At 65.7% G+C, this 12421-nt stretch carries 7 protein-coding genes; 2 read left to right on the top strand and 5 right to left on the bottom strand.

The features are described 5' to 3' along the window. Positions 1–879: an MBL fold metallo-hydrolase gene (locus ADBZ9O_RS03955; RefSeq protein ID WP_526528599.1), complete on the top strand. Its 879-nt coding sequence runs from the start codon at positions 1–3 to the stop codon at positions 877–879. Between the two features lie 23 nt (positions 880–902). Here the strand turns inward: ADBZ9O_RS03955 and ADBZ9O_RS03950 are convergent, their stop codons facing one another. Then, positions 903–2183: an HNH endonuclease signature motif containing protein gene (locus ADBZ9O_RS03950; protein ID WP_526528598.1), complete on the bottom strand. Its 1281-nt coding sequence runs from the start codon at positions 2181–2183 to the stop codon at positions 903–905. A gap of 48 nt (positions 2184–2231) precedes the next feature. Then, the gene (locus ADBZ9O_RS03945) at positions 2232–2651 is read right to left on the bottom strand and encodes a MarR family winged helix-turn-helix transcriptional regulator (protein ID WP_526528597.1); all 420 of its coding nucleotides are present in this window, start codon (positions 2649–2651) and stop codon (positions 2232–2234) included. A 44-nt stretch (positions 2652–2695) separates the two neighbouring features. Here ADBZ9O_RS03945 and ADBZ9O_RS03940 point away from each other — a divergent pair, with 44 nt between their 5' ends. After that, entirely contained in the window at positions 2696–3385 is a 690-nt protein-coding gene (locus ADBZ9O_RS03940; protein WP_526528595.1) for a class I SAM-dependent methyltransferase, read from the top strand. Here ADBZ9O_RS03940 and ADBZ9O_RS03935 read toward each other — a convergent pair. Genes ADBZ9O_RS03935 through fadD32 form a run of 3 tightly spaced genes read right to left on the bottom strand, consistent with a single transcriptional unit; the run spans position 3382 to position 12260 of the window. Beyond that, positions 3382–4932: an acyl-CoA carboxylase subunit beta gene (locus ADBZ9O_RS03935; protein WP_526528593.1), complete on the bottom strand. Its 1551-nt coding sequence runs from the start codon at positions 4930–4932 to the stop codon at positions 3382–3384. The two genes, ADBZ9O_RS03940 and ADBZ9O_RS03935, sit on opposite strands and share 4 nt — an antisense overlap. Positions 4933–4940: 8 nt before the next feature. Continuing rightward, a complete protein-coding gene (pks13, locus tag ADBZ9O_RS03930) occupies positions 4941–10310 on the bottom strand; it encodes a polyketide synthase Pks13 (RefSeq protein WP_526528591.1) in 5370 nt (1789 codons plus the stop codon). 60 nt (positions 10311–10370) lie between these two features. Further along, positions 10371–12260 (bottom strand): long-chain-fatty-acid--AMP ligase FadD32, encoded by a 1890-nt coding sequence (gene fadD32 / locus ADBZ9O_RS03925; protein WP_526528589.1) that lies wholly within the window; start codon positions 12258–12260, stop codon positions 10371–10373. Between the last annotated feature and the right edge of the window lie 161 nt (positions 12261–12421).

Genomic DNA, 12421 nt, shown 5'->3' with positions numbered 1-12421 from the left:
ATGACCGACCGCCTCCAGCTGGGCAACGCCACGGTCAGCCGCGTCATCGAAACGAAGATCGAAATGCGCACCTCGCTTTTCGGTCAGACTCCCGCCTCGGCGTGGTCGGAGCATGCCGATCTGCTGGCGCCGGTGTTCGTCGACCTGGCCCGCGAGCAGTGGCGAATCGCGATGCAGAGCTGGGTGATCGAGGTCGACGGGTTGACCGTGGTGGTGGACACCGGTGTCGGCAACGATCGGGAGCGTCCGCACATGCCTCCGCTGGATCACCTCGACACCGACTATCTCGCACAGTTGGGGCGCGCCGGCGTCGATCCCAAAGACGTTGACGTGGTGATCAATACGCACGTGCACACCGATCACGTGGGATGGAACACCCGGTTGTCCGGCGAGGCGTGGGTGCCGACATTTCCCAATGCCCGCTATCTGATGCCGGAAGCCGACTACCGGTTCTTCAGCCCGGATGGGCCCGGTGTGAACGACGGGATGCGGCTGGTGTTCTGCGACAGCATCTTTCCCGTCGAAGACCAGATCGTGTTGTGGTCGGGTGATTACCAGCTCAGCGACTCGCTCTCGTTACGCGCGGCGCCGGGGCACACTCCGGGGTCATCGGTGGTCTGGCTCGACGCCGGGGTGCGGGCCGCATTCGTCGGGGATCTGACCCACTGTCCAATCCAGATTGTGCGCCCCGATGATCCGTGCGCGTTCGACGTGGACCCGGTGGCCGCCGCACAGTCGCGCGCCGAGGTGTTCGGTGACGTCGCCCGCCTGGGCGCCTATCTGGTACCCGCGCACTATCCGGGCCATGGCGGGGCGCGGTTGCGTACCGACGGTGACGCTTTCGCCGTCGACGGGTGGCTGGGACTCGACACGATCTAACCGCTGGCATCGACGGCACGACCTCAGTTGGTGGTCGCCTGTGTTGGTTGGAAAGGTGTGTACCACCACCATTGGGCGCGTTCTCCGGTCGGTCCGGGGCATGGTGGAACCTCGGGTGGAGGTGTGGTGGGGGGTCGGGCCAGTGATCCCGCATTTAGTGGTTGGCCGTCGCTGTCGGTGACGGTGAGTCGGTCGGCGGGTCCGGTGATGGTGATGCCACCTCGGTGATGCAGCCGGTGATGGAATGGGCAGACCAAGACCAGGTTGGCCAGTTCGGTGGGGCCGCCGTCTTCCCAGTGGATGATGTGGTGGGCGTGCAGGCCACGGGTGGCCCCGCAGCCCGGCACCACGCAGCAGTGGTCGCGGTGTTCCAGTGCCCGGCGTAGTCGGCGGCTGATGGTCCGGGTCTCCCGCCCGGATCCGATCACCTGGCCGGCACGTTCGAACCATACTTCGCACGTCGCATCGCACAGTAGGTAGCGGCGGTCGCCGTCGGACAGCAACGGCCCCAAATGAAGGGCGGCGACGCGTGCTTCGACGTCAACGTGCGCGACGACAGTGGTGCGCTGCCCGTGAGGTCGGGAAGCCACGTCGGTGTCCCACCCGGCGTGCACCAAACTCATGAACCCGTCCACCGCGTTCGGAAACGGCGGAGTCTGGTCGGACACCGCGTCGGCGTGGTCGCGTTTCCACTCGGCGACCAACCTGTCCTGATGGGACTGCAGGGCCGCGTCGAACACCGCTGCTTCGTCATGCGGCAGGGTGATATGCCAGGTGGCGGAGTACTCGTCGGAGGTCTGGCTGATCGACCGTGGCGGCTCCGGCCGCGACTCCGGCTCAGGGTCCTCGGCTTGTGTCTCCGCCTTCGGTTCCGGTGTTGGTCGCGGTTCGAGTTTGACGGCGGTGCGCAGTTGGGAGACGGTGGCGCTCTGCGCCAGCTGCGCGTAGTGCTCGTCGGATCCGTCGGCCGCCTTGGTGGCGATGACCCCGATCTGGTCCAGTGAGAATCGGCCCTCGCGGATCCCGGCCGCGCACTGTGGGAACTGCGGCAACCGGTGGGCGATCGCGGTGATGCAGGCGGCATTGGCCGACGACACGCCCAGCTTCCACGCCACCAACCCCTGCACCGATCGTGCCCCGGTGTTACCCCACAATCCGTCGTGGTCGATTTCGGCGACGATCTCCACGATGCGCCCGTCAATGGCGTTGCGCTGACCGGTCAGCTCCGCGAGCTGTTCGAACAACACCTCCAGCCGCTCCTTGGGACTGAGCTCAGTCACCAAAGATGTTGCGGTCGAAGACATAACACCATCAAAACAGAGGGGTACGACAAAAAGACGCCCGGTGACGCGCTACGGCCCGACGGCCGCCAGTAGCCGCTTGAGCTCCCGGCGGTCCGGTTCGCTGAGGTTGGCCAGCACGGTGTCCTCGGCCGCCGCGACACCCGCATCGGTTTGCGCAAGGAGATCGAGCCCGGCCGGGGTGAGTTCGGTCGGCAGTGCGCGGCCCGACGGGACGGAATCGGGTCGCGTCACCAGGCCGCGTTCCTGCAGCCGCTGCAGCACGATGTTCATCGCCTGCCGGGACACGTTGGCGCCCCTGGCGAGTTCGGCATTGGACAACCCCGGCGCATGCGACAGCATCCGCAGGCAGATGTACTGAGGGAAGGCCAGTTCCAAGGGTTCGAGCACCGCAGTGACGACTTGCGTGCGCAGGGCCGCGCCCACTCGGGTCAACAGGTAGCCCAGCGGTTGCTTCTCGAGATTCTGCATGTCAACAATATTGACACATATCAGGGCCATTGATATACATGGGTATGGCACATAACAGCGATGACATGTTCGAGGCCTCCTACCGGGGCGAAGCGGCCGAAGTGGGACTGGGCGTCAAGCCGCCGTGGAGCATCGGGGAACCCCAGCCCGAGATCGCCGCCCTGATCGAGGCGGGGAAGATCCATGGCGATGTGCTCGACGCCGGCTGCGGGGAGGCCGCCACCGCACTCGCACTGGCCGAAAAGGGTTTCACCGCTGTCGGATTGGACCAGTCACCCACCGCCATCGAGCTGGCCCGCACCGAAGCCACGAAGCGCGGCCTGGACAATGTGAGCTTCGATGTCGCCGATATCAGCGCCTTCACCGGGTACGACGGCCGCTTCGGCACCATCATCGACAGCACCCTGTTCCACTCGATGCCGGTCGAGCTGCGCGAGGGCTATCAGCAGTCCATCGTGCGGGCCGCGGCGCCCGGTGCGTCCTATTTCGTGCTGGTGTTCGATAGCACCACGATGCCCGCCGACGGTCCGGTCAATGCCGTCACCGAAGCGGAACTACGCGACGTGGTCGGCAAGTACTGGGTCATCGACGAGATCCGGCCGGCCCGCATTCATGCCAAGGTCGCCGAAAACTTCACCGGTTACCGGGATTTCGCAGGCGACGCCGATGTGCGCGACGAACCAAATGGACGCAAATCCGTCGGCGCCTGGCTGTTATCCGCGCACCTGGGCTAGATCGGGATCAGGCCGTGCTTGCGCTGGACCCGCTGAATCTGCTTGTCGCGCAACAACCGCATCGCGCTACGCAGGTGCAGGCGGGTCTGGTGCGGCTCGATGACCGCATCGATATAGCCACGCTCGGCGGCGATATACGGAATCGCCAGGTTGAGGTTGTAGCCCTCGATGAAATCGGCCTTGATCTTCTGCACCTCGGGCGCAGTCGGATCCGGGAAGCGCTTCACCAGGAGCTGCGCCGCACCATCGGCACCGATCACCGCGATCCGTGCCGTCGGCCACGCAAAGTTCATATCCGCGGTGAGCTGCTTTGACCCCATCACGGCATACGCCCCGCCGTAGGACTTGCGGACGGTGATGGTGACCTTCGGGACGACGGCCTCGACGACGGAGTACAGGAATCGCCCGCCGCGCTTGATGATTCCATTGCGCTCCTGCTCGACACCCACCATGAAACCGGGGGTGTCGACGACGAAGACCAACGGGATATTGAACGAATCGCAGAACCGGACGAAGCGGGCCGCCTTATCGGATTCCTCGTTGTCGATGGCACCCGAGTTGAACATCGGCTGGTTGGCGACCACGCCGACGGTGTGTCCGTCGACGCGTGCGAAGCCGGTGATGATGGCCGGCCCGGCCTGAGCCGCGACATCGAGGAAGTCGCCGTCGTCGAAGATGCGCAACAGGATCTCGTGCATGTCGTAGCCCATGTTGTCGGCGTCCGGCACGATGGTGTCGAGTTCCAGATCGTGCGGGGTGACCTCGGGTTCCAGCCCCGGGTTGACCACCGGGGCGTCGTCGAAGGTGTTGCCGGGCAGGAACTCCAGGTAGTCCCGGACGTACTGGAAGGCGGCCTTCTCGTCCTCGACGACCTGGTGGATGTTGCCGTACCTGGCCTGATTGTCGGCGCCGCCGAGCTCGTCGAGCGACACATCCTGACCGGTGACGTCCTTGATCACGTCGGGCCCGGTGACGAACATGTAGCCCTGATCGCGGACGGCGACGATGAGGTCGGTCTGGATCGGTGAATACACCGCTCCGCCGGCGCACTTCCCAAGAATGATCGAGATCTGCGGAACGATGCCGGACAGGATTTCGTGACGCCGGCCCAGTTCGGCGTACCAGGCCAGCGAGGTCGCCGCGTCCTGGATGCGGGCGCCACCGGAATCGTTGATGCCGATGATCGGACAGCCGACCATGGCCACCCACTCCATCAGCCGGGCCACCTTGCGACCGAACATCTCGCCGACGGTGCCCTGGAACACGGTCTGGTCGTGGCTGAAAACGCCAACCGGCCGGCCATTGATGGTGGCGTGTCCGGTCACGACCCCGTCGCCGAACAGCGCGTTCGGATCTCCCGGAGTCTTGGCCAGAGCACCGATCTCGAAGAAGCTGCCGGGGTCGACCAGCGCGTAGATCCGCGATCTGGCGCTGGGAATGCCCTTCTTGTCTCGCTTGGCGATGGCCTTCTCACCGCCGGGTTCCTTGGCCAGTTCCAGCTTTTCGCGCAGCTCGGCAAGTTTTTCGGCGGTGGTGTTAGCAGACATGGCGGCGCTTACTCTCCCTTGTTGGCTTGGATCTCGTTGATCGCCTGGCTCATATGCGCCCCGACCTTGGCAATGTACGGCTCGTCGATGGCCTGGATGTGCTCACCGCCGATGTTCACCACCTCGAGGTCGCTCGCATACTCGCCCCAGCCACCGTCGGGTTGGCGGATTCCGTAGCGGGGCTCGAACTTGATCGCGTCGTCGTGGTAACGGTCAGCCATGTACAGCGAGACGTGCCCGTCGTAGGGCTCGATCACTACGGTCTCTAGCGCACGATTGTCCAGGTAGGACGTCCGCTGGTGCTCGATGATGCCGCCGGGAATCTGCACGCCGGCGTTCTGCACCGCGTCGAGCACGAACTGCACCTGGCCCGAATCGTCGAGCCCCTCGAGCTCCTCGTACGGAATCGGCGGGATCTCCACGTTGAAGTTCTTGGCTGCGAACTCCGCGTACCGGTCCCAGCGCTTGCGGGTCTCCTCCTTGGTCTGAGGAACCTCTTCACCCGCACGCACCGTGTCGATCATCCCGACGAACCGGACATCCGCGCCGTGGCGCTTGAGCCCGATCGCGCAGGCGTACGCCAGCGCACCGCCGAGTGACCAGCCAGTCAGGATGAACGGCTTGTCACCGTTGAGCTCCAGCAGCTTGGGCACATACTGCTCGGCTCGTTCCTGGATGGTGCCCTCGACGCGTTCGAGGCCGATCATCGGTGTCCCCGCGGGAAGCCGTTTCAGTAGCGGTTCGTACACCACTGTCGAACCGCCTGCGGCGTGGAAGACGTACACCGGTACCTGATCCTTGGATTCAGGCGCGCGAATGGTGCGCACGAAACCGTCGAGCTCACCGGCCTCGAGGAATTCCCGCACCGTCGTCGAGAGTGCCTCGATGGTTGGCGCGAACGTCACGTCGTCGGCGGTGATGGTGCCCTCGGAACGCTCCGAAAGTCGTTGCGCCACCTTGGCTGCGGCCTCGGGGTCGAGCTTGGGCAGCGCGTTGAAGATGCCACCGGGTGACTTACCGGTGACGATCGCCCACGTCGCAAAGACCAATCGCTCGGCGGCGTCACGCGGCGGAACATCGGAGTTCAGCGCCTCGGAGATCGCCTGCTGGTTGAGCACCGCCGCCGCCGCCGCCAGGTCAGGAGCCGGGGCCGCCGCCGCCGGACCGGCCGGATTGGTCGGGGGTGGGGGCACGGGCAGGGGCGCAACCTCGGGCTCAGGCTCGGTGGCCTTCTCCTCGGCCACCCCGGCGAGCCGCTGCTCGATCTCTTCGGCGGTGGTCGCTCCGCCCAACAGCTCGGCTTGGGCCTTGGCGACGTCCTCCGGGCTGGCGGTCTGCTGGAATTCGTGCAGCTGAGCCACTTCGTCGCGATGCTCGATCGCGTATTCGATCAGCTTCTCGACGTTGTAGAGGTTCGCGTCGCGCACGGCCTGCAACTGAATCGGCGGCAGGTCGAAGTCGTACTCGACGCGGTTCTTGATTCGCACTGCCATCAGTGAATCCAAGCCCAGCTCGATCAGCGGGACCTCCCACGGCAGGTCCTCGGGCTCATATCCCATGGCCGAACCGACGATGGTCGCCAGTCGCTCCCCCACCGATTCGGGGGACTCCGGGGACCACTTGGCGAAACCGGCACCCAGGTTGGCGCCCTGAGTCAGGTTGTCGGACAGGATCTCCGCGTCGTCCACCAGCTCGGACTCGAGGACCGTCGCGGGCACCAACTCCGCGCCGACGACAGCACCGGCCGATGCCGCGACCGGAAGACTCGAAGCCTGCCCGGCGCGACTGACGACGGCGTCATAGACCAGAGTGAAGGACTCGTCGATCCGGGCGTACACCTGCACGGTGGCCCCGCCGGGGTGCCGCGCCAGCGTCGTCACCAGCTTGGCGCCCTCACCGGGGATCGCCCGCTGCTCGACAGCGATCAGCTGGGCATCCGGAAGGACCTGCACCGCAGCGGCTTTCACCAAGGCGGCCAAATCGGTTGCCCCGCGGGGCTCGTACTCCCAGACGTGCCTGCCGTCGGGCGTGGCGACGTGGGTGCCGGGGATCAGCGATGAACCGTTACCGGAGAAACGGACGTCGAGCCAATGCGGTTTGCGTCGGAACCGGGTGGGCGGGATATCGGCGAACTCGGTCTCGGGGTTGGCAGGTGCAGCGCCGAGCGGAAACAGCGTGCGGATATCGAGGTCATGGCCGTACACGTAGAGGTTGGCCATCGCGGTGGTCATCGAGTCGACCTCGTCCTGCTTACGCGCCAGCGTGGCGATCAGCTGGGCGTCATGCAGACCGGCGGCCATCGTGGTCAGACCCACCTGCATCAGCGCGACCGGGTTGGGCGCCAGCTCAAGGAATGTGGTGTGCCCGCTCTCGACCGCATTGCGGATGCCGTGGGTGAAGTAGACGCTGTGGCGCAGCCCCTTCTTCCAGTAATCGACATCGTGGACGGGCTCACCGCCGGGACGCAGGTAGGCACCCTCGTGCACCGTCGAGAAGTAACCGATGTTCAGCGGGTGCGGCTCGATGCCCTGCAGCTCGGCGGCCAGTTCACCGAGCAGCGGATCCATCTGCTGGGTGTGGCTGGCGCCCTTGGTCTGGAATTTGCGGGCGAACTTACCTTCGGCTTCGGCCCTCGCGATGATCGCGTCGACCTGCTCCGGCGGGCCACCGATCACGGTCTGGGTGGGGGCGGCGTAGACGCAGACCTCCAGATCCGGGTAGTCGGAGAACACTCCTCTGATCTCTTCGGCGGAGTACTCGACGAGTGCCATCAGGCGGATGTACTCGCCGAACAGCATCGATTCGCCCTCGCCCATCAGGCGGGCACGCGAGCAGATGGTCCTGGTGGCATCGGCCAGCGATAGACCACCCGAGAAGTAGGCAGCGGCCGCCTCACCCAGCGACTGACCAACCAGCGCACCGGGTTTCGCGCCGTGCGCCTTGAGCAGTTCGCCGAGTGCCACCTGGATGGCGAAGATGACGGTCTGCGTGGTCTCGATGCCGTAGTCCTGGGAGTCGTCGAGGATCAGCTCGACGACGGAGTACCCGAGCTCGTCTTGGACGTGGGCGTCGACCTTGTTGATCCAGTCGGCGAAGATCGGGTCGCGCAGGTACAGGCTCTTGCCCATCTTGCGGTGCTGCGCACCGAAACCGGCCAGCACCCACACTGGGCCGTTGGATACCGGTCCGTCGGCGGCGAGCACCAGCGGGCTCTGCTTACCGTCGGCCAACGCCCGCAGACCCTTGACCGCCTCGTCATGATCGTGGGCCAGCACCACGGCGCGCGAACGGCCGTGGTTGCGCCGCGAGAGTGAGCGCCCGATCGACTCCAGCGAGGAGGCACGACCGGCCGGGCTGTCGATCCAGTCGGCCAGTTCGCCGGCCGCCAGGCGCTTGCGCGAGGTCAGGAATGCCGAAACTGCCAGCGGGATAACCGGTTTCGCGTGGTCTTCGGCCTCGAACTCCTCGCGGGCGACCTCGAGGAGGCGTAGCGCCTCATCGGTCAGGCCGGGGAGTTCGTATTCTTCTTCGGCGACGGCTCCTTCGGCGACAGCGCGGTCCTGCTCATCGCCGGCCGCATCGTCGTCGTCATGGATGAATTCGCCGTACTCATCCATCCGGACGCCGCCGACAAAGACGGTGTTGGCATCGTCGGTGGCCGGGGTGACCACGACGACGTCGGCGGTGGGCTCGGGCTCGACGAGATCGCTCGGCAGTACCTCGCGGACCACCAGGTGGGCGTTGGCGCCACCGAACCCGAATCCGGACACCCCGGCGATGGCATGCCCGCTGTAACGGGGCCAATCCGTAACGGTGTCAGCGACTTTCAGGTGGATCGCGTCGAAGTCGATGTACGGGTTGGGCCCGGCGTAGTTGATCGACGGCGGCAGTTTGTCGTTCTGCAGTGCCAACGCGACCTTGGTCAGGCTGGCCGCACCGGCAGCCGATTCCAGATGTCCCACATTGGATTTGACCGCACCCAGCAGGGCGGGCTGCTCGGCGGACCGGCCCCTACCGACGACCCGACCCAGGGCGTCGGCCTCGATCGGGTCGCCGAGGATGGTGCCGGTGCCGTGCGCTTCGATGTAGTCGACGGTGCGCGGGTTGATCCCGGCGTCCTTGTAGGCCTTACGCAGCACGTCGGCCTGCGCGTCCGGGTTGGGCGCCAGCATGCCGTTGGATCGGCCGTCGTGATTGACCGCGCTACCCGCGATCACGGCGATGATCTGATCGCCGTCGCGCCGCGCATCGGCGACCCGCTTGAGCACCAGCATGCCGCCACCCTCGGACCGGGCGTAACCGTCGGCGTCGGCGGAGAACGATTTGATCAGACCATCAGGCGCCAGCACGCCGCCGACCTCGTCGAAACCGATGGTGACCAGCGGCGTGATCATCGCGTTGACACCGCCGGCGAGCACCACGTCGACGTCGCCGGCGCGCAGCGCCTTGACGCCCTCGTGGACAGCCACCAGCGACGACGAGCACGCGGTGTCGATGGCCATGGACGGGCCGCGGAAATCGTAGAAGTACGACACCCGGTTGGCGATGATCGAGCTCGCGGTGCCGGTGATGGCGTAGGGATGCGCGGTGACGGGATCGGCCACGGCGAGGAACTGATAGTCGTTGTTGGAGGCGCCGATGAAGACGCCGACATCGGCGCCGCGCAGGGCGGAGGCCGGAATTCTGGCGTGCTCCAACGCTTCCCAGGTCAGCTCGAGCGCGAGCCGCTGCTGCGGATCGATATTGTCAGCTTCCATTTTCGACAGCGCGAAGAACTCGGCGTCGAAACCCTTGATATCGGTGAGGTATCCACCGCGGGTGCGCGCCCTGGCGACCCGCTCGGCGATCCGCGGCTCGTGCAGGAACTCTTCCCAACGCCCTTCGGGAAGATCGGTGATCCCGCTGCGCCCGGCCAGCAGTGCCTGCCAGGTCTCCTCCGGGGTGTTCAAATCACCGGGGAACCGGGTGCCGATGCCGACGATGGCGATGTCATCGTGCTCGACGGTGCGGGACCAGTCCTCGCCCCCACTGTCCGTTTCGTCGTCCACCGGTTCACCCTCGACGATGACCTGTGCCAGCGCCTCGATCGTCGGATGCCGGAACGCGACCGTCGCGCTCAGCGTCACACCGGTCAGGTCTTCGATATCGGACGCCATCGCCACCGCGTCGCGAGAGGACAGGCCGAGTTCGACCATCGGGGCGGACTCGTTGATGCCTTCGGCGGGTTGGCCGGTGGCGTTGGCCACCCAGTTGCGCAGCCACACCCGCAGCTCCGGAACCGACAGCTCACCGTGAACTACCGGGGTGGCGGTGTCCTCCGGCGCCTGGTTGTTGTTCGCGGTTTCGTCGTGTTGAGCTAGTTCGTTGTTTTCAGACATCGAAGGCCTCACCTTGTGTCGAGCCTGACCTTCGGCTCGTCAGATATGTATCTCGTTGTGTCAGTCCGTGGCGTCGGGGAACGCGTTGGCGATCTTGCCGGAGCGCAGGCTGCCGTCCAGATACGCGGCCCGGCAGGCCCGGCGGCCGATCTTGCCGCTGGATGTCCGGGGGATGGCACCCGCCGGGGTCAGCAGTACATCGCGCACTGTGACGCCGTGACGTACCGCGATCGCCGCGCGGACGTCATCGGTGATCGGCCCCTGATCGAGCTTGTGTGAACCCGGTGCCCGCTCGCCAACGATCACCAGCTGTTCGGAGGTGTCATCAGGATCCCGCGTCAGACCCGAATGGGCGTTGGAGAACACCGCATCCGGCAACTGGTTGGCGGGCACCGAGAAGGCGGCGACGAAACCGGTCCTGATGGCCTTTGTCGACTCCTGCGCGGACCACTCCAGATCCTGCGGATAGTGGTTGCGACCGTCGATGATCACCAGGTCCTTGACGCGCCCGGTGATGTAGAGCTCGTCCTCGTAGAAGGCGCCGTAGTCACCGGTCCTGACCCAGGTCGCGTCATCGGAGGCGCCTTCGGCATGCGACGGTTCGGTCCGGGATTTCAGGGTGTTCTTGAACGTCGCGAACGTCTCGTCCGGCTTGCCCCAGTAGCCGTTGCCCATGTTCTGACCGCTGATCCACACTTCACCGATCTGCCCGTCGGGCAGCTCCGTGGCGGTGTCGTGATCGACGATCGCGGCCCATTCGGCGACGCCGACCTTGCCCGCACCGGCCTGCGCGACCGCGCTGGGCGAATCGGGAGCGACCTCGACGAAGTGGCCGCCGTTCAGCGCATCCCGGTCAACGTGGATGATCTTCGGCTCCACACCCATCGGGGTGGTCGAGACGAACAGGGTGGCCTCGGCGAGGCCGTATGACGGCTTGATCGCCTTGGGCTGGAAGCCATACGGCCCGAACGCCTCGTTGAACTTGCGCATCGACGCCGCCGAGACAGGCTCGCTGCCGTTGAGGACGGCCTTGACCTTGGACAGATCCAGTGGCTCGTCACCCTCTTTGGGCACGCCGCGCGCTGCCGCGTGCTCGAACGCGAAGTTCGGGGCCACCGAGACCACGCCGCCGGTGTCATCGGGTTTGGCCGACATCTCGCGCATCCAGCGCTCCGGGCGGCGCACGAACGCGGCCGGGGTCATGAACACCACGTAGTGGCCGATCATCGGCGGCAACATCACGGTGATCAGGCCCATATCGTGGAAGAACGGCAGCCAGGTGACACCCCGGTCGCCCTCCTCACCTTCCAGCGCCTCGATCACCTGGACGATATTGGTGGCCATGTTCAGGTGAGTGATCTCGACACCTGTCGGGATGCGAGTAGACCCAGACGTGTACTGCAGATAGGCAACAGTGTCGACAGTCGCCTCCGGCTCCACCCACGTTGCGCCGACCTCATCGGGGATGGCATCGACGGCGATGACGCGGGGCCGATCCTTGGCCGGCCGGCTGCGGAAGAACTTGCGCACACCTTCGGCGGCGTCGGTGGTGGTCAAGATGGCTGACGGTTGGCAGTCGTCGAGGACGGCGTGCAGCCGACCGACGTGGCCCGGTTCGCTGGGATCGAACAGCGGGACGGCGATCCGGCCCGCGTACAGGGTGCCGAACATGGCCTTGAGATATTCGAGGTTTTGCGGGCAGAGGATGGCGACTCGGTCGCCGGGTTGGGTGACCTGCTGCAGGCGGGCGCCGATGGCGCGGTTGCGCACACTGAATTCGGCCCAGCGTAGATCGCGGGGGATGCCATCGCGCTCGACGGAGAAGTCCAAGAACCGGTAGGCCAGCTTGTCGCCGCGGACCTTGGCCCACCGCTCGACGTGCCGGACAACGCTGGCACTTTCAGGGAAGGTGATCCGTCCGTTCTTAATGAATGGGTTGTGGAACGGCATGCCATCTCCTGTCGAAACACCTGTGTCGGGTCAGCGGCGGCGTGCCCTCGACTTCAGCCGCTGGTCACTAACCCCAAACCTCACAGATGCTACAGAGGTTCGGACGTTACCCGGCGGATCACCTGCCCGTATCGGCCAACGTAATTGGTTATGTATTCAGC

The sequence above is a fragment of the Mycobacterium sp. genome (genome assembly GCF_965229105.1).
GTDB lineage: Bacteria > Actinomycetota > Actinomycetes > Mycobacteriales > Mycobacteriaceae > Mycobacterium.
Note: the sequence above shows the minus strand (reverse complement) of the source record. Positions and strands in the feature narration are given on the sequence as shown.